The organism is Streptomyces sp. WAC05292 (genome assembly GCF_003949955.1).
In the GTDB taxonomy this organism is placed as follows: Bacteria; Actinomycetota; Actinomycetes; order Streptomycetales; family Streptomycetaceae; genus Streptomyces; species Streptomyces globosus.
Window position 1 is genome coordinate 1 of the sequence record NZ_RPSE01000056.1, and the last position, 24,262, is coordinate 24,262.

19 protein-coding genes and 1 pseudogene are annotated in these 24,262 nt (G+C 71.7%); 3 read left to right on the plus strand and 17 right to left on the minus strand.

Annotated features, from left to right (window positions below):
* The 17 genes and pseudogenes from EF903_RS33910 to EF903_RS09740 form a co-directional block, all read right to left on the minus strand.
* Positions 1 to 341, minus strand: a pseudogene (locus EF903_RS33910) (hypothetical protein); the annotation flags it as partial.
* A gap of 344 nt (positions 342 to 685) precedes the next feature.
* Entirely contained in the window at positions 686 to 1,069 is a 384-nt protein-coding gene (locus tag EF903_RS09665; protein ID WP_125542780.1) for a DUF6113 family protein, read from the minus strand.
* The gene (gene mshB / locus EF903_RS09670) at positions 1,066 to 1,962 is read right to left on the minus strand and encodes an N-acetyl-1-D-myo-inositol-2-amino-2-deoxy-alpha-D-glucopyranoside deacetylase (protein WP_125542781.1); all 897 of its coding nucleotides are present in this window, start codon (positions 1,960 to 1,962) and stop codon (positions 1,066 to 1,068) included. The genes EF903_RS09665 and mshB overlap by 4 nt, the downstream gene beginning before the upstream one ends.
* Positions 1,963 to 1,999: 37 nt before the next feature.
* A complete protein-coding gene (locus EF903_RS09675; RefSeq protein WP_114054011.1) occupies positions 2,000 to 2,194 on the minus strand; it encodes a hypothetical protein in 195 nt (64 codons plus the stop codon).
* A gap of 414 nt (positions 2,195 to 2,608) precedes the next feature.
* Positions 2,609 to 3,679 carry an ABC transporter ATP-binding protein gene (locus tag EF903_RS09680; RefSeq protein ID WP_125542782.1) on the minus strand — a complete coding sequence of 357 codons (1,071 nt, stop codon included), beginning with the start codon at positions 3,677 to 3,679 and terminating at the stop codon, positions 2,609 to 2,611.
* Positions 3,672 to 4,655, minus strand: a complete 984-nt coding sequence (locus tag EF903_RS09685) for an ABC transporter ATP-binding protein (protein ID WP_125542783.1) — start codon at positions 4,653 to 4,655, stop codon at positions 3,672 to 3,674. Before EF903_RS09685 ends, EF903_RS09680 begins: the two co-directional genes overlap by 8 nt.
* A 14-nt stretch (positions 4,656 to 4,669) precedes the next feature.
* Entirely contained in the window at positions 4,670 to 5,665 is a 996-nt protein-coding gene (locus tag EF903_RS09690) for an ABC transporter permease (protein WP_125542784.1), read from the minus strand.
* Positions 5,658 to 6,581, minus strand: coding sequence for an ABC transporter permease (locus tag EF903_RS09695; protein WP_125542785.1), 924 nt, complete (start codon positions 6,579 to 6,581; stop codon positions 5,658 to 5,660). The genes EF903_RS09690 and EF903_RS09695 overlap by 8 nt, the downstream gene beginning before the upstream one ends.
* A gap of 45 nt (positions 6,582 to 6,626) precedes the next feature.
* On the minus strand, positions 6,627 to 8,255 hold the full coding sequence (locus EF903_RS09700; RefSeq protein ID WP_125542786.1) for an ABC transporter substrate-binding protein: 1,629 nt from the start codon (positions 8,253 to 8,255) through the stop codon (positions 6,627 to 6,629).
* A 108-nt stretch (positions 8,256 to 8,363) separates the two neighbouring features.
* Positions 8,364 to 9,302: a GNAT family N-acetyltransferase gene (locus EF903_RS09705; RefSeq protein WP_125542787.1), complete on the minus strand. Its 939-nt coding sequence runs from the start codon at positions 9,300 to 9,302 to the stop codon at positions 8,364 to 8,366.
* A gap of 131 nt (positions 9,303 to 9,433) precedes the next feature.
* The gene (locus EF903_RS09710; protein ID WP_125542788.1) at positions 9,434 to 10,480 is read right to left on the minus strand and encodes an ABC transporter ATP-binding protein; all 1,047 of its coding nucleotides are present in this window, start codon (positions 10,478 to 10,480) and stop codon (positions 9,434 to 9,436) included.
* Positions 10,473 to 11,528 (minus strand): ABC transporter ATP-binding protein, encoded by a 1,056-nt coding sequence (locus tag EF903_RS09715; protein ID WP_125542789.1) that lies wholly within the window; start codon positions 11,526 to 11,528, stop codon positions 10,473 to 10,475. The genes EF903_RS09710 and EF903_RS09715 overlap by 8 nt, the downstream gene beginning before the upstream one ends.
* Before the next feature lie 13 nt (positions 11,529 to 11,541).
* The gene (locus EF903_RS09720; protein ID WP_125542790.1) at positions 11,542 to 12,510 is read right to left on the minus strand and encodes an ABC transporter permease; all 969 of its coding nucleotides are present in this window, start codon (positions 12,508 to 12,510) and stop codon (positions 11,542 to 11,544) included.
* Positions 12,503 to 13,444, minus strand: coding sequence for an ABC transporter permease (locus EF903_RS09725; RefSeq protein WP_125542791.1), 942 nt, complete (start codon positions 13,442 to 13,444; stop codon positions 12,503 to 12,505). Before EF903_RS09725 ends, EF903_RS09720 begins: the two co-directional genes overlap by 8 nt.
* 98 nt (positions 13,445 to 13,542) lie before the next feature.
* The gene (locus EF903_RS09730; protein ID WP_125542792.1) at positions 13,543 to 15,165 is read right to left on the minus strand and encodes an ABC transporter substrate-binding protein; all 1,623 of its coding nucleotides are present in this window, start codon (positions 15,163 to 15,165) and stop codon (positions 13,543 to 13,545) included.
* Positions 15,166 to 15,595: 430 nt separating this feature from the next.
* Positions 15,596 to 17,500, minus strand: a complete 1,905-nt coding sequence (gene typA / locus EF903_RS09735) for a translational GTPase TypA (RefSeq protein ID WP_125542793.1) — start codon at positions 17,498 to 17,500, stop codon at positions 15,596 to 15,598.
* Between the two features lie 316 nt (positions 17,501 to 17,816).
* Positions 17,817 to 20,126: an ABC transporter family substrate-binding protein gene (locus tag EF903_RS09740; RefSeq protein WP_125542794.1), complete on the minus strand. Its 2,310-nt coding sequence runs from the start codon at positions 20,124 to 20,126 to the stop codon at positions 17,817 to 17,819.
* 249 nt (positions 20,127 to 20,375) lie between these two features.
* Between EF903_RS09740 and EF903_RS09745 the strand changes: the two genes are divergently transcribed.
* From EF903_RS09745 to EF903_RS09755, 3 genes are read left to right on the plus strand one after another with little or no spacing between them, the layout of a single operon-like run.
* Complete coding sequence (locus EF903_RS09745) at positions 20,376 to 21,470, plus strand: CbiQ family ECF transporter T component (protein ID WP_125542797.1); 1,095 nt, start codon at positions 20,376 to 20,378, stop codon at positions 21,468 to 21,470.
* Positions 21,467 to 23,299: an ABC transporter ATP-binding protein gene (locus EF903_RS09750; protein WP_125542795.1), complete on the plus strand. Its 1,833-nt coding sequence runs from the start codon at positions 21,467 to 21,469 to the stop codon at positions 23,297 to 23,299. The genes EF903_RS09745 and EF903_RS09750 overlap by 4 nt, the downstream gene beginning before the upstream one ends.
* A complete protein-coding gene (locus EF903_RS09755; RefSeq protein WP_125542796.1) occupies positions 23,296 to 24,132 on the plus strand; it encodes an ECF transporter S component in 837 nt (278 codons plus the stop codon). Before EF903_RS09750 ends, EF903_RS09755 begins: the two co-directional genes overlap by 4 nt.
* The last annotated feature ends 130 nt before the right edge of the window (positions 24,133 to 24,262 follow it).

A 24,262-nucleotide genomic window follows, 5' to 3' on the forward strand; every position in this document is an offset into this window, starting at 1 on the left:
GTGCGCTTCGGCAGCGCGGGGGCCGCCGGGGCGGCGGAGGAGGCCGCGGCCGCCTGGGGCGGCTTGCGCGGGGCGAACCAGTTGTTCGCCTGCGCCTCCGGCTCGGCCGCCGGCTCGGGCGCGGGCGCGGCGGCGGACGTCCGCGGCGGCTCGGGCTCGGCGCGGGGCCGGTCGGCCGGGGCCGCGGCGGCGTCGGCCTCCGCCTCCGCTTCGGCGACGGGCTTGCGCACGACCACCGGCGGGATCGGCCGCGAACCCGGAATGTTGATCCGGATCCGGGTCGTCAGGGTGGTCTCGGTCTTCGGCCCGTCGGTGTCGGGCGTGGACGGGTTCGAGGTCACAGAGTTCTCCTCCGAGGCAGTCGCCGCTGGGTCCGTGGACGGGTACTGGCCGGATCCGTACGGCTGCGTGCCCGAGGGGTAGGCGGCTCCACCGCCCCCCTGGGGCCCGGCGGACGGACTGTCGGTTTCACGACTCAAGGCAGGTTCTCCCGGTTGGCTCCGCCGCCCGTCGTTGCATGCTCGGGCAGCTCGGCGGCCCGACCACCATACTGTCCGCGGCACGGAAGCAACTGAGCTGGTGGAATCCGAGGTTCCCCTTCGTTGTCCCCAAGCCCCCGGCGCGGGCCGCCCGGCAGGCCGCCCAACGGCCCGCAACCGGCACCGCGACCGAGTTCAACGGCACGTCACTCCGCGGAGGAGGCGGCCTGAACGGGGCGGTGGAACGGGCCTGACAGCGTGGCACAGATCACAGCGGCCACCGTCCCGCCCAAAAGGTAGGCGTACATGGCGATTCCGGACGAACCGAGCAGGAAGTCCCCTTCGGGGCGCGGGGTGCCGACCACCACGTACGCAAGGAACCAGCCGACCGTGCCCGCGCCGACCCCGAGGCCGCTGCCGTCGGCGATCCTGCCGCCGAGGAACAGCCCGAAGGCGGCCAGTACGGCGAGCACCAGCCCGCCCGGGAACCACAGGTCGACGACGAGCCATCCGGCCAGGCCGACCACCGCGCCGAGCACCAACAGCCCGGCCAGCAGGGCGATGCGGCCGGCGGTCCAGGGCCGGGTCACGCCTCGACTCCCGCGAAGAGGTCGTCCTCGCGCCCGCCGGCGCCGGCGCCCGGGGCGCCCTGCACCAGCTCGTAGAACTCCCGCGTGAACAGCGGCTGCGCCAAGTCGTTGGAGAGCGCGAAGAAGGGGCCGTCCACGGCGATCTGGGTGGCGTGCGCGCGCATCGCGGCCGCCTTGGCGGCGACGAAGCGCTCGTCCGCGGTGATTTCGGCGGTGATGCGCTCGTCGGGCACGACGCCGGGGACGTCCTCCGGCGAGGCGACTCCGGGGAAGGGCACCTTCTCCCCCGCCTCCCGCAGCCGCGCGAAGCCCTCCTCGACCGCGGAGCGCGGCACCCGGTTCCAGTAGACCTTGCCGATCCGGTGCGGCTCGCCCAGGTCGCGCCGGTAGGCGCCCTCGGCGGCGAGTTCGGCGGCGCGCATGGCCACGCGGTGGGCCTGGATGTGGTCCGGGTGGCCGTACCCGCCGTCCGGGTCGTAGGTGACGAGGACCTGCGGGCGCAGCTCCCGGACGACCTCGACGAGGTGTGCGGCGGCCTCGTCCACGTCGGCGGACCAGAAGGAGCCGGGCCGGTCGTTCTGGGGCAGGCCCATCATCCCGGAGTCGCGGAAGCGGCCGGGGCCGCCGAGGAAGCGGTGGTCGGTGACGCCCAGTTCGGCCATCGCGGCGGCGAGTTCGCCGATGCGGTGGGCGCCCAGGGCGTCGTCGCGGTCGGCCGCCAGGTGGGCGAGGGAGGCCGGGATGACCTCCCCCTCCTCTCCGAGGGTGCAGGTCACCAGAGCGACGTGGGCACCCTCGGCCGCGTACTTGGCCATGGTGAGGCCGTTGTTGATCGACTCGTCGTCCGGGTGTGCGTGCACGAGGAGCAGACGACGGGCGGGAAGACCGTTCATGGGGCCAAGCGTAGTGCGGTGATCGGCGGCCCGGGCTTCAGAGCTTGAGACCGCTGATCATGCTGGCCACGTTCGAGGTGAGCTGGGTGAGCGTCGGCGCGATGGTCGAGCTCGCCAGGTAGAAGCCGAGGAGCACACAGACGGCGGCGTGTCCCGCCTTCAGGCCCGATCGCCGGACCAGCAGGAAGACGACGATCGCCAGCAGCACCACGGCCGAGATCGAGAGTGCCACGGCGTTTCACCTCCACGTCGAGCGGACATCGGTACGCGTACTCGTACTCAGTGCTCGGCGGAGTCATACCCACCGTGCGCTACGGATCATAACTATCCGTACCAGCGCATCGATCGAATTCCGGCAGCACGAGGGGCGCACCCCGCGCATGCGCAGGGTCACGGGGAAGGCCGGGCGCGGGGCGCGTACGCCGGCTCGGCCGGTTGCCGGCGCCCGCGCGGCTGCCCGGCATCCGTGCGGAGAAGCCCGCATCTCGTGACAGATGCCGCCGATTCGCCCTGTTGGCAGGCGAATTGGGACGGCGGCGGCAGGTGCGGGAGGGTGCCGGAGGGGGCGCCGCCACCACGCGGCGAAACCATCGCGGTGGCTGGAAATGATCGGTACGGGAACCGGCCGCGAGTCCGCCGGACCCTACTAGCCGCCATGCAGCGGCCCCGGTGGCGGCGGGGGCGGCGGCAGTTCGCCCTCCGCCGGCACCACGTGCTTCTCGGCGGCGAAGTGACAGGCCGACGGGTGCGCCGCCGGCCCCTCGGGGAAGGCCTGCGGCACCGCCAGGAGCGGCACCTCGTCGGCGCACCGCTGCCGCGCCTTCCAGCAGCGGGTGCGGAAGCGGCAGCCCGACGGCGGGTTCGCCGGCGAGGGCACGTCCCCGGTGAGGATGATCCGCTCGCGGTGCGCGCGGGCCTGCGGGTCCGGCACCGGGACGGCCGACAGCAGCGCCTGGGTGTACGGGTGCGTCGGGTGGTCGTAGATCTCCGCGTCCGTCCCGGTCTCCACGACCCGCCCCAGGTACATGACGCCGACGCGGTCGGAGATGTGCCGGACGATCGACAGGTCGTGCGCGATGAAGACGTAGCTCAGGTCGAACTCGTCCTGGAGCCTCTCCAGCAGGTTGACGACCTGCGCCTGCACCGACACGTCGAGCGCGGAGACCGGCTCGTCGGCCACGATCACCTCCGGCCGCAGGGCGAGGCCGCGGGCGATGCCGATGCGCTGGCGCTGGCCGCCGGAGAACTGGTGCGGGTAGCGGTTGACGTACTCGGGGTTGAGCCCGACCACGTCCAGCAGCTCCTGCACCTTGCGGCGCCGGTCGCCCTTCGGGGCCGCCTCGGGGTGGATCTCGAAGGGCTCCCCGACGATGTCGCCGACCGTCATGCGCGGGTTCAGCGAGGTGTACGGGTCCTGGAAGACCATCTGGATGTTGCGGCGGACGGCCTTCAGGGCGCGGCCGGACAGCTTCGTGATGTCCTCGCCCTTGTACGAGATCGCGCCGGCCGTCGGGCGCTCCAGGTTGACGAGCATCCGGGCGACGGTCGACTTGCCGCAGCCGGACTCGCCGACGATGCCGAGGGTTTCGCCGCGGGCCAGGCCGAAGGAGACACCGTCGACCGCCTTGACCGCGCCGATCTGCTTCTTGAAGAGGATGCCGCGGGTCAGCGGGTAGTGCTTGACGAGGTCGCGGACCTCCAGGATCGGCTCAGCCACCGAGGCACTCCTTCCAGAAGTGGCAGGCGCTCGTCCGGCGCGCGGGCGTACCGGTGACGGGGTACAGCGGAGGGACGTCGGTGCGGCAGATCGCCTGGGCCATGGGGCAGCGCGGGTTGAAGGCGCAGCCGGGCGGGATGTCCACCAGGTTGGGCGGCAGGCCCTTGATGGCGTACAGCTCCTGGCCCATCCGGTCCAGGCGCGGGATGGAGTCGAGCAGGCCGCGGGTGTACGGGTGCGCGGGCGCCCGGTACAGCTCGTGGACGGGGGCCGCCTCGACGATCCGGCCCGCGTACATGACCGCGATCTTGTCCGCGACGTCGGCGACGACGCCGAGGTCGTGGGTGATCAGGATCAGGCCCATGTGCAGCTCGCGCTGCAGCTCCGCGAGGAGGTCCATGACCTGGGCCTGGACGGTCACGTCGAGGGCGGTCGTCGGCTCGTCCGCGATGATCAGGGAGGGTTCCAGCGCGAGCGCCATCGCGATCATGATGCGCTGGCGCATGCCGCCGGAGAACTGGTGCGGGTAGTCCCCCGCGCGCTGCCGGGCGGCGGGGATCCGCACCCGGTCCATCAGCTCCACGGCCCGCGCCCGGGAGTCCCTGCGGGACATCCCGCGGTGCACCTCGAACATCTCGCCGAGCTGCGCGCCCACGGTGAGGACCGGGTTCAGCGCGGACAGCGCGTCCTGGAAGATCATCGCCATCTGGGCGCCGCGGACCCGGCGCCGCTCGTCCTCCTTCATCCGCAGCAGGTCGCGGCCCTTGAAGAGGATCTCGCCGCCCGCGATGCGGCCGGGCGGCACGTCGAGGATGCCCATGACCGCCTGGGCGGTCACCGACTTCCCGGAGCCGGACTCGCCGAGCACGGCGAGCGTCTCGCCTTCGTCGACGGAGTAGTTCACGCCGTTGACGGCCTTGGCGACGCCGTCGCGGGTGCGGAACTCCACGTGGAGGTCGCGGACTTCGAGCAGCATGGGGCCGGCACTCCTCAGCGCAGCTTGGGGTCGAGGGCGTCGCGCACCGCGTCGCCGAGCATGATGAACGCCAGGACGGTGATGCTGAGCGCGCCGGCCGGCCAGAGCAGCATGTGCGGGGCGTTGCGGATCTGCGAGGCCGCGTTGGAGATGTCGATGCCCCAGGAGACGGTCGGCGGGCGCAGGCCCACGCCGAGGAAGGACAGGGTGGCCTCCAGGGCGATGTACGTGCCGAGCGCGATGGTGGCGACGACGATCACCGGTGCCACGGCGTTGGGCGCGACGTGCCGCATCAGCAGCCGGGTGTTGCCGGCGCCGAGGGCCCTGGCGGCCTGGACGTAGTCGTTCTGTTTGGCGGTGATGACGGAGCCGCGGGCGATGCGGGCGATCTGCGGCCAGCCGAGCAGCACGATGAAGCCGACGACCGGCCAGACGGTGGTGCTGGTGACCACGGACAGGAAGACCAGGCCGCCGAGGATGACGGGGATGCCGAAGAAGATGTCGGCGACCCGGGAGAGCGTCGCGTCGCCCCAGCCTCCGAAGAAGCCGGCGAGGCCGCCGAGCAGCGAGCCGAGCAGGGCGGCACCGAGGGTGGCGCAGACGCCGACGGTGATGGAGGCCCGGGCGCCGTACACGGTCCGGGTGTAGACGTCGCAGCCCTGGGTGTCGTAGCCGAAGGGGTGGCCGGGGGCGGAGCCCTGCTGCGATTTGGACAGGTCGCACTGCAGGGGGTCGCCGCTCGCGATGAGCTGCGGCCAGATCGCGATGACGACGAGGAAGGCGATCAGCAGGGAGGAGACGACGAAGACGGGGTTGCGGCGCAGTTGGTGCCAGGCGTCGGACCACAGGGAGCGGGCCTTCGTGCCCGGTCCGGGTGAGCCGGGGCCGCCGCCGAGGGGCTTCTCCAGGCTTTCCGCTTCTTCGAGGGCCAGGTCCATGGCGCCGCCCGCTCCGGTGGGTGCGATGGCTTCCTTGTCGCCGGGCTGCAGCGGGTCGTACGGCTCAGGCATAGCGGATCCTCGGGTCCAGGACCGCGTAGAGCAGGTCGACGAGCAGGTTCGCCAGCAGGAAGACGATGACGAGGATGGTGACGAAGCCGACGACGGTCGGGGAGTTGTTGCGCAGGATGCCCTGGTAGAGCTGGTAGCCGACGCCGTGGATGTTGAAGATCCGCTCGGTGACGATCGCGCCGCCCATGAGGGCGCCGATGTCGGTGCCGATGAAGGTGACGACCGGGATGAGCGAGTTGCGCAGCAGGTGGCGGCTGATGACCCGGTGGCGGGGCAGGCCCTTGGCCACGGCGGTGCGGACGTAGTCGGCCTTGGTGTTCTCGGCGATGGAGGTGCGCGAGAGGCGGGTGACGTAGGCGAGGGAGACGAGCGCGAGGACGATGCCGGGCAGGATCAGCTCGTTCAGGGGGGCGTCCGGGGAGACGGTGGGCCGCACCCAGCCCCATTTGACGCCCAGCAGGTATTGCAGCAGGTAGCCGGTGACGAAGGTCGGCACGGAGATCACGACGAGGGTGAGGACCAGCAGGGTGGTGTCGATGGTCCGGCCCCGGCGCAGTCCGCTGACGACGCCGAGGGTGATGCCGACGACGATCTCGATCGTGATGGCGACGAGCGTCAGGCGCAGGGTGACGGGGAACGCCGAGGCCATCAGCTCGGTGACCGGCTGGCCGTTGAAGGCGGTGCCGAAGTCTCCCTGGAAGATCTGGCCCATGTAGTGGAGGTACTGCTCCCACAGCGGCCGGTCGAGGTAGAGGTCCTTGCGGATGCGCGCGGCGGTGGCCGGGTCGGGGGCCTTGTCGCCGAAGAGGGCGGCGACCGGGTCGCCCAGCGCGTACACCATGATGAAGATCAGGAACGTGCTGCCGATGAACACCGGGATCATCTGGAGCAGCCGCCGGATCACGTAACGTCCCATGGACTGCTCCGGGGGGTGGGTGGGCCGGTGTGTCCGCCGGGCGGGTCAGCTGACCTTGATCCGGTTGTAGACGGGGACGCTGAACTGGTTGAGCGCGACGTCCGAGAGGCGCTCGGCGTACCCGGCGCTGCCGTTCTGGTACCAGAGCGGGATGGACGGCATCTGCGCGGCGAGGATCTTCTCCGCGTCCTGGAACTTGGTGACGGCCTGCGCCGGGTCCGCCTCCTGGTTGGCCTCGTCGACGAGCTTGTCGAACTGCGGGTCGCTGAACTTGCCGTAGTTGGAGGAGGCGCCCGTGTAGTAGAGCGGCTGGAGGAAGTTCTGGATCAGCGGATAGTCCGCCTGCCAGCCGGAGCGGAAGGGGCCGGTCAGCTTGTAGGAGCTCTGCTGGTTGCGGAAGTCGGCGAAGGTGCCGACCGGGTTGACCGTGCACACGGGGCCCTCGCCGAGGGCGTTGTTGATGCTGTTGCAGACGGCGTCCATCCAGTCGCGGTGCGACCCGGTGTCCACGTTCGACGTGAGGGTGACCTTGCCGCCGGGCAGGCCGCCGCCCTCCCGGATGAGCTGCTTGGCCGCGGCCGGGTCGTAGGTGCAGGCGTCGCCGCACAGGGCCGGGTTGAAGCCGCCCTTCTCGCCGAGGGCCGGGGAGGTCCAGTCCTTGGCGGGCGTGCGGGTCTCCCGGAAGATCTGCCGGGTGATCTCGTCCCGGTTGATGGCCATGGAGATGCCGCGGCGGACCTTCTCCGTGCCGGGCTTGCTCCACTGCGCGTCGTACAGGGGGAAGGTGAGGGTCTGGATGATCAGGGCGGGCTGGTTGATGTACCGGTCGCCGAGGTCGTTCTTGACGTTCTTCAGCTGCTGGGCCGGGATGTCGTCGACCAGGTCCAGGTTGCCGGAGATCAGGTCCGTGTAGGCGGTGTTGTTGTCGGTGTAGACCTTGAGGTCGACGCCGCCGTTGACGGCCTTGTCCTCGCCCGGGTAGCCGTCCCACCGGCGCAGCTTCATGCCGGTGCCCTTGGTGTACGAGTCCACCGTGTACGGGCCGTTGCCGACGGGCTTGTCCAGCCAGGCGGCGTGGTCGGTGAAGAAGGCCTTCGGCAGCGGGGAGAAGGCCTGGTAGCCGAGGGTGTCGGGCCAGGTGGAGAACTTCTTGTCCAGGGCGACGGTGAAGGTCTTGGCGTCCTTGACGACGAGCCCCTTCATCGTCTTGGCGGTGGGCTCGCCGGAGGAGGGGTGGACGTCGTCGTAGCCGGCGATGTCCGAGAAGAACGGGGCGTTGTTCTGCTTGTTGCGGACGTCCGCGCCGTAGTTCCAGGCGTCCACGAAGGACTGGGCGGTGACCGGCTCGCCGTTGCTGAAGGTCCAGCCGTCCTTCAGCGTGATGGTGAAGTTCTGGCTGTCCTGCGTCTCGATCCGCTCGGCCAGCATGTTCTGCGCCTCGCCGGTCGCCGGGTCGTAGCGCACGAGTCCGCGGAAGAGCATGTCGAGGACCTTGCCGCCCTGCACCTCGTTGGTGTTGGCCGGCTCCAGCGGGTTCTGCGGATCACCCCACGAGGAGCTGACGATGCCCGCCTCGCCGCCCCCGCCGCTGTCGCTGCCGCCGCCGCAGGCCGTCGCCGCGAGGGCGACGGCCACCGCGGCTGCGGCCCACCTGGCGTGCGTGGCTCCGCGCATGGAGTGCCTCCTACTGGCTCCCGGGACTCGCTTCGGGGCCAATGTCCCCCCATGTGGGTGCCGTCGCACGCCCGGCTCGACCGATTGCACCCGTGGGGAAAGCCGCTGTCACCCGACCGGGTGCAAAGGCAGCTCCCAGGTGTCCACCGCGTAGTGCAGCCGCATGCCGTGGGCCTCGTACAGGCCGAGTGCCCCGGTCGCGTTGCGGGTGTCGACGCCGAGGCCGAGGGTGTCCCGGCCGCGGGCCGCGTACGCGGCGAAGGCGTGGCGCAGCAGGTACCCGCCGATGCCGCGGCCGCGCAGCTCCTCGCGGACGCCGAGGTGGCTGATCCAGGCCGTGCTCGCGCGGTCGTCGCGGGTGAGGAGGACGGCGGCGTCGCCGTGGCCGGGCAGGCTCGCGATCCACACCAGCGACCAGTCGAGGCGGCGCCCGTCGATGTGGTCGAGCCACTTCTCGTACGGGCGGGCCACGTGCCCGAAGTGGGCGGCGAAGGAGTCCTCGACGAGGGCGTGGGCGCGGGCCGGGTCGGCCGGGTCGCTGCCGCAGTGCCGCAGGACGAGCCCCTCGGGCGGGGCGGGCGGCAGGTCGGCGGCCGGGTCGAGGGTGCGGGTCATCACCTGGTAGTGGCGGATCGTGCGGTAGCCGCGCCCGGCGAGCAGGCCGAGGTCGAGGGTGGGGGCGCTGTTGAGCTGGAGCCGCAGCCGCCCCTCCGGGGCCCCGGCGGCCATCTCGCGGGCGCGGGCCTCGATCCGCTCGAAGAGGGCGGTGGCCGCGGCGTCGCGGCCGGGCAGCACGTAGTGGTCGCAGTCCGCGCGCCCGGGCCCGGAGTCGGCCCAGACCATGCCGTATCCGACGAGCCGGCCGTCCTCGAAGGCGAGCCAGGAGTCCGTGGAGAGGTCCACGCCGGGGTGGTTCAGGTCGGCTTCGACGGAGGCGAGGTCGGTGTCGGGCCTGCCGGTCTCGATCTCGTCGACGGCGTTGAGCAGGGCGCATATGTCGGCCGCGTCCCCCGGTTCGGTGGGGCGCACGGTGATCACGTCGGTCATCGGGCCACTGTCCGCGAGGCGCACGCGGGCCCGCAACGCGTTTTCCCCGGGCGGGCGGACGCCGGGGCGCCCGGCTCCGGAAGTGTCCGGTGCCGGGCGCCCTTCGGGTGCGTCCGCTGGTGCGGCGGAGGTCAGACGGCGAGGACCGCGCGCTCCTCCGCGAAGTGGCACGCCGACTCGTGCGCCGCGAGGGTGTTCTGGCCCTTGTAGCGCTCGGGGACGGCGAGCAGCGGCTGCTCGGTGGAGCAGATGTCCTGCGCCTTCCAGCAGCGGGTGCGGAAGCGGCAGCCCGACGGCGGGTTGGCCGGGGACGGGACGTCGCCGGTCAGGATGATCCGCTCGCGGCCTTCGCGGGCCTCCGGGTCCGGGACCGGGACCGCCGACAGCAGCGCCTGGGTGTAGGGGTGCGTCGGGTGGTCGTAGATCTCGTTGTCGGTGCCGATCTCGGCCATCTTGCCGAGGTACATGACGCCGACGCGGTCGGAGATGTGCCGGACGATCGACAGGTCGTGCGCGATGAAGACGTAGCTCAGGTCGAACTCGTCCTGGAGCTTCTCCATCAGGTTGACGACCTGCGCCTGCACCGACACGTCGAGCGCGGAGACCGGCTCGTCGCAGATGATGATCTCCGGGTTGAGCGCGAGGCCGCGGGCGATGCCGATGCGCTGGCGCTGGCCGCCGGAGAACTGGTGCGGGTAGCGGTTGATGTACTCGGGGTTCAGGCCCACGACGTCCAGAAGTTCCTGGACCTTGCGGCGCCGGTCGCCCTTCGGGGCCACCTCGGGGTGGATCTCGAAGGGCTCCCCGATGATGTCGCCGACCGTCATGCGCGGGTTCAGCGAGGTGTACGGGTCCTGGAAGACCATCTGGATGTTGCGGCGGACGGCCTTCAGGGCGCGGCCGGACAGCTTGGTGATGTCCTGGCCCTTGTAGAACACCTCGCCGGAGGTGGCGCGCTCCAGGCTCATCAGCAGCTTGGCGACGGTGGACTTGCCGCAGCCGGACTCGCCGACGATGCCCAGGGTCTCGCCCCGGTAGAGGTCGAAGGAGATGCCGTCGACGGCCTTGACCGCGCCGACCTGCTTCTTGAACAGGATGCCCTGGGTCAGCGGGAAGTGCTTGACCAGGTTGCGCACCTGGAGGATCGGCTCGCGCTCGCCCTTGGTGAGGTCAGCCATGGATCTGCTCCTTCCAGAAGTGGCACGCGCTGCCGCGGCCCGGCAGCTCGGTGCCGTCCTGCTCGGTCACCCGGTGCAGGACCGGAACGTCGGTGCGGCAGACGTCCTGCGCCTTCGGGCAGCGCGGGTTGAAGGCGCAGCCCGAGGGGATGTTCAGCAGGTTGGGCGGCAGGCCCTTGATCGCGTACAGCTCCTGGCCCTTGAGGTCCAGGCGCGGGATCGAGTCGAGCAGGCCGCGGGTGTACGGGTGCGCGGGGCGCTTGTAGATCTCGTGGACCGGGGCGGTCTCGACGATCCGGCCGCCGTACATGACGGCGATCTTGTCCGCGACGTCGGCGACGACGCCGAGGTCGTGGGTGATCAGGATCAGGCCCATGTTCATCTCGCGCTGGAGTTCCGCGAGGAGGTCCATGACCTGGGCCTGGACCGTCACGTCGAGGGCCGTGGTCGGCTCGTCGGCGATGATCAGGTCCGGCTCCAGGGCCATCGCCATGGCGATCATGATGCGCTGGCGCATGCCGCCGGAGAACTGGTGCGGGTAGTCGCCCACGCGCGCCTTGGCGGCGGGGATCTTCACCCGGTCCATCAGCTCGACGGCCTTGGCGAGGGAGTCCTTCTTCGACATCCCGCGGTGGACGCGGAACATCTCGCCGAGCTGGGCGCCCACGGTGTGCACCGGGTTCAGCGAGGAGAGCGCGTCCTGGAAGATCATCGCGATCTTCGAGCCGCGGATCTTGCGGTACTCGTCCGCCGGGAGCTTCAGCAGGTCCTGGCCCCGGAAGAGGATCTCGCCGGAGGGGATCTTGCCGGGCGGCATGTCGAGGATGCCCATGATGGCCTGCGCCGTCACGGACTTGCCGGAGCCGGACTCGCCGAGGACGGCGAGGGTCTCGCCGGCGTCCACGGAGTAGGAGACTCCGTTGACGGCCTTGGCGATGCCGTCGCGGGTGTGGAACTCGACGTGCAGGTCGCGCACTTCGAGGAGGGGGGTGCCCTCGCTCGCGGCGCGCGGCGCCGGGACGTTCGTGGTCTTGTCGTTGCTGGTCAACGTACGCCCTTCCTCAGCGCAGCTTCGGGTCGAGGGCGTCGCGGACCGCGTCGCCGACCATGATGAACGCGAGCACGGTGATGCTCAGGGCGGCGGCCGGGAACAGCAGGACGTGCGGGGCCTGCAGGAAGCGGTCCTTGGCGTCGCTGATCATCAGGCCCCAGGAGATCTCCGGGGGCTGGACGCCGATGCCGAGGTAGGACAGGGCCGCCTCCGCGCCGATGTACACGCCGAGGCTGATCGCGCCGACCACGATGACCGGGGCGATCGCGTTCGGCAGGATGTGCCGCAGGGTGATGCGCACGGTGCTCGCGCCGAGGGCGCGGGCCGCCACGACGTAGTCGTTGTTCTTGTGCTGCAGCACCGACGACCGCATGATGCGGAAGATCTGCGGCCAGCCCAGGGTGGCGAGGACCGCCGAGACCGTCCAGGCGTTGCCCTCGCGGCCGGACATGATGAGCATGCCGCCGAGGAGGAGCGGGATCGCGAAGAAGATCTCGGTGATGCGGGACAGGATGCTGTCCATGATGCCGCCGAGCCAGCCGGCGAGCAGGCCGAGCGCGCCGCCGACGGTGAGGACCAGGGTGGTGGTCACGACACCGACGATGACGGAGTTGCGGGCGGCCCAGATGGTGCGGGTGTAGATGTCGCAGCCCTGGACGTCGAAGCCGAACCAGTTCTCGCCGGTCGGCGGCTTCAGGGAGTTCTGCAGGGTGCAGGCGTTCGCCGCGAACGGGGTGCCGGAGGTGAACCAGCCGGGCACGGCGGACAGCACGAGCATGCAGAAGACGAGGAAGGCGCCGATCAGGAAGATCGGGTTGCTGCGCAGGTCGCGCCAGGCGTCGGACCAGAGGCTGGCGATCCGCTCCTGCTTCTCGTCCGTCTTCGCGCCCGCGGGGCCGCCGGGGGCGGTGCCCGTGGAGGGGGCGCCGGCGGTCTGGGTGTCGGTCATCGAGTCCTCCACCGAAGTCGTGTCACGCATAGCGGATCCTCGGGTCGAGCACGGCGTAGAGCAGGTCCACGATCAGGTTGGCGAGCAGGTAGACGAGGACGAGCAGCGTCACGACGCCCACGAGCACGGTGCCCTGGTCGAGGCGGATGGCCTGGGCGATCAGGCCACCGATGCCGTTGATGTTGAAGATGTTCTCGGTGATGACCGCGCCGCCCATCAGGGAGCCGAGGTCCGCGCCGAGGAAGGTGACGATCGGGATCAGCGCGTTGCGCAGGGCGTGGTTCACGACCACCCGGCGCCGGGGCAGGCCCTTGGCGACGGCGGTGCGCACGTAGTCGGCGCGCATGGTCTCCATCAGGCTGGTCCGGGTCAGGCGCGTGACGTACGCCAGGGACGTCGAGGCCAGGATGAAGCCGGGCAGCAGGTACGCCTTGAACCCGTCCGACTCGTTGAAGGAGACGGGGAAGAAGTCGAACCCGAGTTCCTTCAGCTCGACTCCGAGGAGGAGCTGGAGGACGAAGCCGGTGACGAACACCGGGATGGAGATGACCAGCAGGGTGGAGAGCAGGACCAGCTGGTCGAGGAACTTGCCGCGGCGCAGCGCGGCCATGATGCCGGCGGTGACGCCGACGAGCGCCTCGATGGCGAAGGCCACGATGGCGAGGTTGACCGTGTACGGGAAGGCCTCGGTGATGAGGTCCAGGACCTGGCGCCCGTTCAGGGTCTCGCCGAGGTTCCCCTGGAGCACACCGGTCAGGTAGTTCCAGTACTGGACCAGGAAGGGGTCGTCGAGGTGGTACTTCTCGCGCAGCATCGCGGCGACGAGGGGGTCGGCCTTCTTTTCGCCGGCGAGGGCCTGCACGGGGTCGCCGCCCAGCGCGAAGGTGAGGAAATAGATCAGGAAAGTGGCACCGAGCAGAACAGGGATCGCCTGTATGAGTCGGCGGATGAGGTAGCGGCCCATCAGACCTCCAGCAGTTGAACAGGGGCAGGGGGCAGGCGGACGGAAACCTGGTTCCGTCTGCCCGCCCCCGAGTCAGTTCCCCTTGGTGAAGAAGCGTGTTAGTTGAGTTCGACGTTGGCCAGGTCCATGCGGCCCTGGGCGTCGATCTCGACGTTCTTCACGGACTTGGAGTAGGCCGAGGAGGACATGTAGGTGAAGACCGGGATGTACGGCAGGTCGCGGATGATGATGTCATCGGCCTGCTGGTACAGCTTCAGGGAGGCGGCCGGGTCGACGGTCTTGTCGGCCTCGTCCATCAGCTTCTCGAACTCTTCGTTGACGTAGCCGCCGTAGTTCGAGCCGTGGTCGATGGCGACCTTCGAGAAGATCGGACGCAGGTAGTTCTCCGCGGCCGGGTAGTCCATGGACCACGCCATGCGGAAGGCGCCCTTGTACTTCTTGTCGCCCAGGTCGGTCAGCATGTCGCCGAACTTGGCGAACGGCTTGGCGGTGACCTCGACGCCGAGGTTCGCCTTCAGCTGGTTGGCGACGGCCTCGATCCACTCCTTGTGGCCGCCGTCGGCGTTGTAGCCGAGCTCGATCTTGTTGCCCGGAACGCCGCCCGCCTGGGTCCACAGCTCCTTGGCCTTGGTCGGGTTGTAGGTGCCGACCTCGCCCAGGGCGCCCTTGCGGTAGCCGGGGATGATGGGGTTGATGAAGTCGTCGGCCGGCTTGCGGGTGCCGTTGAAGATGGTCTTCGTCAGCGCCTCCCGGTCGATGGCCATGGAGATCGCCTTGCGGATCTCGACCTTGCCGAAGGCCTCCGGGTTGGTGGCGAGCGGCAGGCCGACGTAGCCGACGCCCGACTCCGGCTTGTAGATGTAGCGCTCGCCGAACTCCTGGGAGACGGTGGCCATCGCCGAGGTGGGGAGCTTGTCGACGATCTGGATGGTGTCGGCGCGCAGGTCGTTGTACGCCGTGTCCAGGTTGTCGTAGATCTTGAAGGTGACGCCGTCGAGCTTCGCCTTGCTGCCGGCGTAGTTCTCGAAGCGCTTGATCTTGATCTGCTTGTTGTGCTCCCAGGCGCCGTCCATCTGGAACGGGCCGTTGCCGATCGGGGCCTCGCCGAACTTCTTCGGGTCGGCCTCGAACGCCTTCGGCAGCGGGTAGAAGGCGTTGTAGCCCAGCATGGTCTTGAACTGCGAGAAGGGGGCCTTCAGGGTGACCGTGAAGGTCTTCTCGTCGACGACCTTGAGGCCCTTGAGCTCGGTGGCGGTGGGCTTCTTGTCCTTGCCCGGCGCCAGCTCGTCGGAGCCCTCGATCTTGGAGAAGAAGGGCAGGCCCTCGGCGGCGTTGTCCTGGTTGGCGCCCCAGTTCCAGGCGCGGACGAACGACTGGGCGTCGACCTTCTCACCGTTGTGGAAGGTGTAGCCGTCCTTCAGCTTGATGGTCCAGGTCTTCGAGTCCTGGGTCTCGATGGACTCGGCCACCGCGAGCTTCGGCTCGTTGGTCTTGTTGTCGTAGTCCACCAGGCCGGTGAAGAGGGCGTTGAGAACCTCGGCGCCCTCGGACTCGGCGGTGTTCTGACCGATCAGGCCGTGCTGCGGCTCGCCGAGCACCACGGTGATGTTGCCACCGGACTTGGCCTTGCCGTCGCCTTCCTTGCTGGTGCTGCAAGCCGTTGCAGCCATCGCCACGATGACGGCACCGGCGACCCACTTGGCGCTCGTTGCTCCGCGCATGGGTTATTGCCTCCTCAGGAGTCACTGTCGATACGTGACGGAACCCGGCCCGCTGACACCCCTGACAGCGAAAACCGGCCCCATCGTGTGTGTGCTCGTGAGTCGACGCTCCCCACAGCGTGTGACCCATTGACCCGAGCTCAATGGAGCCATCCTCAGGGACCGCCCGACCGTAAACCACACTTCAGTGGTCTCGTTTTCACAACATCGATCCCCGCCAGAAACCCGAAATCCGGACAAAGGGAACAGAGACAGACACGCGCGAAACGGACGGTTGACTCATCATCCGGTGTGCGACGGTCGGAATGCGGACAACTGAACGCAACAATCCGCTTGACAAACGCGAACAGCCCCCCTCGCCACGGGACTGACGTGGCGAGGGGGGCTGCCCTGCGGTGCGGCGCGACCGGCGGGTCCGCCAACTACCGGACTACTTGGCGGCCTTGGCGCGCGAGGCGGTGCGCGAGCGCTCCTTCTGGTCCAGGACGACCTTGCGGATGCGGACGGCCTCCGGGGTCACCTCGACGCACTCGTCGTCGCGGCAGAACTCCAGGGACTGCTCCAGGGAGAGCTTGCGCGGCGGGACGATCGCCTCGAACGAGTCGGCCGAGGAGGACCGCATGTTCGTGAGCTTCTTCTCCTTGGTGATGTTCACGTCCATGTCGTCGGAGCGCGAGTTCTCGCCGACGATCATGCCCTCGTACACCTCGGTGCCGGGGTCGGTGAACAGCACGCCGCGCTCCTGCAGGTTGGTCATCGCGAAGGCGGTGACCGCGCCGGCGCGGTCGGCGACCAGCGAGCCGTTGTTGCGGGTCTGCAGCGGGCCGAACCACGGCTCGTGGCCCTCGTGGATGGAGTGCGCGATGCCCGTGCCGCGGGTCTGCGTCAGGAACTCCGTACGGAAGCCGATCAGGCCGCGGGACGGGACGACGAACTCCATGCGGACCCAGCCGGAGCCGTGGTTGGACATGTTGTCCATGCGGCCCTTGCGGACGCCCATGAGCTGGGTGACGGCGCCCATGTGCTCCTCGGGCACGTCGATCGTCATGCGCTCGACGGGCTCGTGGACCTTGCCGTCGACCTCCTTGGTGACGACCTGCGGCTTGCCGATGGTCAGCTCGAAGCCCTCGCGGCGCATCTGCTCGACCAGGATGGCGAGCGCGAGCTCACCGCGGCCCTGGACCTCCCAGGCGTCCGGGCGCTCGGTGTCGAGGACGCGGAGCGAGACGTTGCCGATGAGCTCGCGGTCCAGGCGGTCCTTGACCTGGCGGGCGGTGACCTTGCGGTCCTTGACCGCCGCCTTCGCGTCGGCGCCCTTGCCGGAGCCGCCGCGGCCGACCAGCGGGGAGGTGTTGGTGCCGATGACCATGGAGATCGCGGGCTCGTCCACCGTGATGAGCGGCAGCGCGATCGGGTTCTCCGGGTCGGCCAGCGTCTCACCGATCATGATGTCGGGGATACCGGCGACGGCGCAGATGTCACCGGGGCCGGCCACCTCGGCCGGCTTGCGGGTGAGCGCCTCGGTCATCATCAGCTCGGTGATGCGCACGTTGGAGATCGTGCCGTCGCGCTTGATCCACGCGACCGTCTGGCCCTTGCGCAGCTCGCCCTGCTCGACGCGGAGCAGCGCGATGCGGCCGAGGAAGTTGTCGGCGTCGAGGTTGGTGACGTGGGCCTGGAGCGGCGCGTCCTCCTCGTACGTCGGGGCCGGGACGTGCTCCAGGATGGTGGAGAAGAACGGCTCCAGGTTGTCGCTGTCCGCGGGGACGGTGCCGTCCTGCGGCTTGGTCAGCGAGGCGATGCCGTCACGGCCGCAGGCGTAGACGATCGGGAACTCGATCTGGTCCTCGTCCGCGTCCAGGTCCAGGAACAGGTCGTACGTCTCGTTGACGACCTCGTCGATCCGGGAGTCCGGGCGGTCCGTCTTGTTGATGCAGAGGATGACGGGCATCCGGGCCTGCAGCGCCTTGCGGAGCACGAAGCGGGTCTGCGGCAGCGGACCCTCGGAGGCGTCCACCAGCAGGACGACGGCGTCGACCATCGACAGGCCGCGCTCGACCTCGCCGCCGAAGTCGGCGTGGCCGGGGGTGTCGATGATGTTGATCGTGATCGGGGCCCCGCCGTCCTTGGGGTGGTACTTCACCGCCGTGTTCTTGGCGAGGATCGTGATGCCCTTCTCACGCTCCAGGTCGTTCGAGTCCATCATGCGGTCGTCGAGCTGCTGGTGGGCGGCGAAGGCGCCGGCCTGCTTGAGCATGGCGTCGACGATGGTCGTCTTGCCATGGTCGACGTGGGCGACGATGGCGACGTTGCGGATGTCGTGGCGCGTGGGCACTGCGGCGCTTCTCCCGGGATCGTGGATGGCGTCGCGTACGGTCCGGCACGCGCGCCCTGGCCGGGCGGAAAACCTGCCACGGCCTTACCCCATCCTACGTCGGTTGGCGGGAACCGCCTGCCGGGGGGTCTGTCAAGAGGCCGTACGGCTGAGGCCGGCCGGGATGCGGGGTGGGGGGGCTCCGGCCGTGGTGGAACGGGTACTGCCGCGGGTCAACGGGTATCCACGACCTTGCCCGCCGGGGATCCGGCGGGCAAGGGAATTGAGTCACTTCTGAGCTTGTGACCCGCGGGTCACCCCCGGGGACACCGGATTGTCACCGGTTCTTCTCCTTTGCTGCCCCGCTGCCCTTCCCGGCCGCCTTCGCGGGCTTCTTCCACCCGATGTCCTGGTAGCGGGGGGAGGCCATGCCGAAGGCGCCCGCGTTGGCCACGTTCGGCTTGACGGCCACCAGCTGCGGCCGCTGGAAGAGCGGGATGGAGCCGGCGACCGCCCAGATCCGGGCGTCGGCCTTGCGGATCAGCTCCCGGGAGGCCTCCTCGTCCAGCTCGCCGACCGCCTGGTCGAACAGCTGGTCGATGTGGTCGGTCCCGACCCGCGTGTAGTTCTGCTCCACCAGGAGCGAGCCGTCGGCGGCCGGCTCCGGCTTGGCGAAGATCGGGCGCGCGTCGGTCGCCGGGTAGGCGGTCGCGGGCCACGAGTACAGGGCGAGGTCGTACTGGCCCGAGGCGACGTGGTCCTTGAAGAAGCTCTCGTCCGACACCTTCGTCGTCTCGGTGTTGACGCCGACCCTGCGGAGCATCTGCGAGATCCGCTCCCCGACCGTGCGCAGCGCCTCCGAACCCGGTCCGGAGGGCACGACGAAGCGCAGGGTCAGCATCCGGCCGTCCTTGGCGAGCATGGAGCCGGAGGTGCGGGTCTGCTGCGCCGGGGCGGGCGCGGGCGAGGCGTCGCCGTCGGCGCCGTCGGCTTCGTCGGCGTCCCCGGCGCGCTGCGGGGCGCCCTTGGCGTCGGCCGGCGTCCCGGCCGAGACCGACAGCGCGGCCGCCTGCGCCAGCAGCAGCGCCTTCTGCTGCGCCGCGAAGGGGGCGGGGGCGAGGACCGGGGAGGGCTGGTCGGCCGCCGCGCCGCGGGCCTCGCCGTTGCTGCCGTCGTCCTGGCCCACGATGTACAGGCCGTCGTTGCCGGTGCCGGGGCCGGACGCCGCCGACGGCGTCTTCCCGTCGTCCTGCGGCTCCGCCTCCGGGCCCGCCTTGGCGCCGGCGGGCTCGGTGATCCGGCCGCCCCGGCGCCAGCCGGCGTCCGCGAGGAGCGCCTGCGCCGCCTTGGTGTCCTGGCCGCCGAGCGCGTCGCTGTTGTCCGCGTACGCCCGCTGCCCCGCCAGCGCCACGTGGCTGCCGACCGGCCGGGCCGGCAGGCCCAGAGGCTTCAGGACGAGCTCGGCGAGCTCCTTGCGGTCCAGGGCGCGGGCCACGGCCCGGCGCACCCGCTCGTCGGCGAGCGGGCCGGAGGCCCCGTTCAGGGCGAGCTGCGTGTAGGCGGGCTCCAGCGACCGGCGCACGGTGAAGTTCCGCAGGGCCGCCTGCTCGGCCGGGTAGCGGGCGGCGGCCTCCTGGGCCTTCGCCCGCAGCTCCTCCTCCGCGGCGGCCTTCGCCTCGTCGGTGCCGTGTGCGGCCGCCCAGGACAGCGTCGCCGCGGCCGCGGCGGCCGCCGGGTCAGCCTCGGGCGCCGGGGCGCCGGCCGCGCCGGCGGGGGAGCCCGCCTCCTTGCGGGCCCGCTCGATCCGGTCGGCGCCGGCCCGGTCGACCTCGGCCAGGTCGACCTTCCCGGAGGCGAGCGCCGCCGGGCGCTCGGCCCTGGGCACCGCGGTCAGCACGAGGGTGTCCAGCTTGGCGGGCCGGCCCCACCAGCGGGGGTTTCGGGTGAGCGCGGCGGTGCCGGTCTTCTTGTCGACGGCGCCCAGGTTGAAGGGGCCCGCGGTCACCTTCAGCGTGCCGCGCGCGCCCTCGTTGAAGGCGTCGGGCGTGCCGGTGACCTGCTTGGGGTAGAGCGGGGAGAACAGCGAGCGCCAGTCGGTGTACGGCTTGAGGAAGGTGACCCGCACCTCCAGGTCGGTCTTCCCCTTCTCGATCTTCTCGATCCGCTCGTAGCCGGCGTTGCGGGCGGTCCAGTAGGCGGAGTCCTTGCCGCTGAGGGCCCGCCACTGGGAGACGAAGTCGGCCGCGCCGATCTCCCGGCCGTCGCTCCAGACGGCCTGCTGGTTGAGCTTGTAAAGGACGACCTGCTTGGGCTCCCGCTCGACGATCTCCGCCTTCTCCAGGAAGTCGGGGTTCGCCACCGGCCGGCCCTTGGCGTCCATCGTGAACAGCTGGGGCAGCACCGCGCCGGCGATCCGGCCGGTGGTGGCGTCGGCGTCGGCCTGGAAGGTGTTCAGGGTGTCCGGGAGGCTGTCGACGGCCCAGCGCAGCACGCCGCCGTCGGCGACCTTCTCGCGCGCGGTGGGCGCGATGTCCGGCCCCGCGGCGGCGGGGCCGGCGTCGTCGCCCGAGCCGCAGCCCGCGAGCAGCGGCAGTGCGAGGACTCCCGAGGTCAGGAGCGCCAAGGGCCTGCGCCTTCTACGGGACATGGGTGCCACCTCCGGGCGGGCGTGAACGACGTGAGACGGCGGGCCGGCGGCTTGATCACGTTCGGCGGTATTTGCGGCTGATCACACCGGGTGCCGAGACACACTGAAATCGACCGCCCGGCGCGCCCCGGGCAGCCGCCCCCCGCCACGCCGCGAAGCCCACCCGTGCGGACCAATCCCGGCCCCGGCGGGGCGGCCGTTCCCGGGCCCGGCCCGCGCCGCGGCGCCCGCACAGGGCCGCTTCGGCGGCTGCGGGCGCCGCTGGCCCGGCGGGGCAACGCGCTGCACGCCGGGGCGTGGTGGCTGTGGGCGCTCGGCATGGCCGCGGCGGCCTCCCGGACCACCAACCCGCTCCTCCTCGGCCTGATCGCGGCGGTCGCCGGCTACGTGGTGGCCGCGCGGCGCACCTCCGCGCCGTGGGCCCGGTCGTACGGGGCGTTCCTCAGGCTGGGCCTGTTCGTCATCGGGCTGCGCGTGCTGTTCTCCGCCCTGCTCGGCTCGCCGCTGCCCGGTACGCACGTGTTGTTCACCCTGCCCGAGGTGCCGCTGCCGGACTGGGCGCAGGGGGTCCGGCTCGGCGGGCGGGTCACCGCCGAGCAGCTCGTGTTCGCGTTCTACGACGGCGCCAAGCTGGCCGTCCTGCTGGTCTGCGTGGGCGCGGCGAACGCGCTCGCCAGCCCGGCGCGGCTGCTGAAGTCCCTCCCGGCCGCCCTCTACGAGGCCGGCGTGGCGGTCGTCGTCGCCATGACGTTCGCGCCGAACATGGTCGCGGACGTGGCCCGGCTGCGGACGGCCCGCCGGCTGCGCGGCCGTCCGACCGGCGGGGTGCGGGCCGTCCTCCAGATCGGCCTGCCGGTCCTGGAGGGCGCCCTGGAGCGGTCGATCGCCGTCGCCGCCTCGATGGACGCGCGCGGCTACGGCCGTACCGCCGGAGTCCCGGCCGCCGTCCGCCGCACGACCGCCTGCCTGACGCTCGGCGGCCTGCTCGGGATGTGCGCGGGCACGTACGGGCTGCTGGCCGCGGAAGGCGCCGCGTACGGGGTGCCTGCGCTGCTCGCCGGCCTGGCCCTGGCCGTGGCGGGCCTGCGCCTCGGCGGCCGGCGCAGCGTGCGGACCCGCTACCGGCCCGACCGGTGGGGGGCGCGGGCGTGGCTGGTCGCGGGCTCCGGTGCGGCCGTCGCCGTGCTGCTCGCGTACGCCGCGGGCACCGACCCGCAGGCGCTGCGGCCGGGCGTCATCCCGCTGGCGGCGCCGGAGTTCCCGCCGGGGGCGGCGGCCGCCGTCCTGATCGGCCTGCTTCCCGCCTTCGTGGCACCCGTACCACCCGAGGAGTCGTCCCCGTGATCCGTTTCGAGCAGGTGTCGGTCACGTACGACGGCGCCCCCCGGCCGGCGCTGGGCGGCGTCGACCTGACCGTTCCCGAGGGGGAGCTGACGCTGCTCGTCGGCCCGTCGGGCGTCGGCAAGTCCACCCTCCTTGGGACCGTCTCGGGGCTGGTGCCGCACTTCACGGGCGGCACCCTCCGCGGCCGGGTCACGGTCGCCGGCCGCGACACGCGCACGCACCGGCCGCGGGAGCTCGCCGACGTCGTCGGCACGGTCGGGCAGGACCCGCGGGCCCACTTCGTGACGGACGTGGTGGAGGACGAGCTGGCGTACGGGATGGAGTCGCTGGGCCTGCCGCCGGCGGTGATGCGCCGCCGCGTCGAGGAGACCCTGGACCTGCTGGGCCTGAACGAGCTGCGGGACCGCCCCCTGTCCGCCCTGTCCGGCGGGCAGCAGCAGCGGGTGGCGATCGGCTCCGTCCTGACCGCGCATCCGCGGGTGCTGGTGCTGGACGAGCCGACCTCCGCACTGGACCCGGCCGCGGCCGAGGAGGTCCTCGCGGTGCTCCAGCGCCTGGTGCACGACCTCGGCACGACGGTGCTGATGGCGGAGCACCGGCTGGAGCGGGTCGTCCAGTACGCCGACCGCGTGCTGCTCCTGCCCGGCCCGGGCGCGGCACCGGTGCTGGGGGCGCCGCAGGAGGTGATGGCCGTCTCGCCCGTCCGCCCTCCGGTGGTCTCGCTGGGCCGGCTGGCGGGCTGGTCGCCGCTGCCGCTGTCGGTGCGCGACGCCCGCCGCCTCGCGGACCCGCTGCGCGCCCGGCTGGCCGGGGCCGGAGCGGGGCCCGGGGCCCCGTCGGAGCGCGGGCCGCAGCCGGCGGGCCGCGCGGACAGGCCGGTACCCGCCGTGTCCCCGCCCCCGGCGGCTCCCGCGCCTGCGGCCGCGCCCCGGCCGGGCGGGTTCGTGGCGCGGCTGCTCCGCCGCGGCGGTACGCCCGCCCCTGCCGCCCCCGCCGTCTCGGGCGGCGCGGTGGCGCGGGTGCGCGGCCTGTCCGTGCGGCGGGGCCGCGCGGAGGTGCTGCACGGTGTGGACCTGGAGGTCGCGGGCGGCGAGACGGTGGCGCTGATGGGGCGCAACGGCGCCGGCAAGTCGACGCTGCTCTCCGCCCTCGTCGGGACCCTCGCCCCCGCCTCGGGCGAGGTGGCGGTCGGCGGCCTGCCCCCGCACCGCACGGCCCCCGCCGAGATGGTGCGCCGCGTCGGCCTCGTCCCGCAGGATCCGCGCGACCTGCTGTACGCGGACACGGTGGCCGGGGAGTGCACGGCAGCGGACGCGGACGCCGGCGCGGCCCCCGGATCCTGCCGGGCCCTGGTGTCGGCGCTGCTGCCGGAGGTGGCCGACGGGACGCACCCGCGGGACCTGTCCGAGGGGCAGCGCCTGGCGCTCGCCCTGGCACTGGTCCTGACGGGCCGGCCGCGGCTCCTGCTGCTGGACGAGCCGACGCGCGGCCTGGACTACGCGGCGAAGGCGCGCCTGGTGGGGATCCTGCGCGCGCTGGCGGCGGACGGGCACGGCATCGTCCTCGCGACGCACGACGTGGAGCTGGCGGCGGAGCTCGCCGACCGGGTGGTGGTCCTCGCGGGCGGGGAGGTCGTCGCGGACGGCCCGACCGCCGAGGTGGTGGTGTCCTCTCCGGCGTTCGCCCCGCAGGTCGCGAAGGTGCTGGCGCCCGGCCGCTGGCTGACGGTGGCCGAGGTGGCGCGCGCCCTGGACGGGCCGCCCCCGCAGGACGGTGCGGCGGGGGCGGACGGTGCGGCGGGTGCTGCCGGGGCGGAGGCGGCGCGGTGAGCCGGCCCGTCCGTATCGGGCCGCGCGCCGCGGCCGCCCTGGTGCTGGTCTCGCTGATCGGCGTGGCCGCGTTCGGCTGGCCGCTGCTGGCCGACGCCGGCTCCGGGCTCGCGCACGCGCAGGACGCGCCGTGGCTGTTCGCCGCGCTGCTGCCGCTGCTCGTCGCCGTGGTCGTCGCGACCATCGCCGACCAGGGCCTCGACGCCAAGGCGGTCGCGATGCTGGGGGTGCTCGCCGCGGTGGGGGCCGCGCTGCGGCCGCTGGGCGCGGGGACGGCGGGCCTGGAGCCGATGTTCTTCCTGATGGCGCTGAGCGGGCGCGTCCTCGGCCCCGGCTTCGGCTTCGTGCTGGGCGCGGTGACGATGTTCGCGTCCGCCCTGCTGACCGGCGGGGTCGGGCCGTGGATGCCGTTCCAGATGCTGGCGATGGGCTGGTTCGCGCTGGGCGCCGGGCTGCTGCCGGGGGCGCGGCGGATCCGGGGCCGGGCGGAGCTGGCGATGCTGGCGGCGTACGGGTTCGCGGGCTCGTTCGCGTACGGGACGGTCATGAACCTGCAGGGCTGGGTGCTGCTCCAGGGCATGGGCCAGGGCATCTCCTTCCACCCGGGGGAGCCGGTCGGGGCGAACCTCGCGCGGTTCCTCGCGTACTGCGCGGCGACGTCCCTGGGCTGGGACCTGGGGCGGGCCGTCCTGACGGTGGTGCTGACGCTCCTGCTGGGCGGGACGCTTCTGAAGGCGCTGCGGCGGGCGACTCGCAAAGCGGCGTTCGAGGCGCCCGTTTCCTTCGATCCGGGGGCCGGAAGTGGCTCCGGCCACACAACAAAAGGGGCATAGGCGGCTACACGGGGTGAGTTCGGGCGCTCTGGAGCGTGAGGCGCCCCATAGGACCCACGTCACATACGACCCCGCCTAGTGGACGCCGGGCGGCCGCCGCCCGGCGTCCACTAGGCGGGGTCGTATGTGA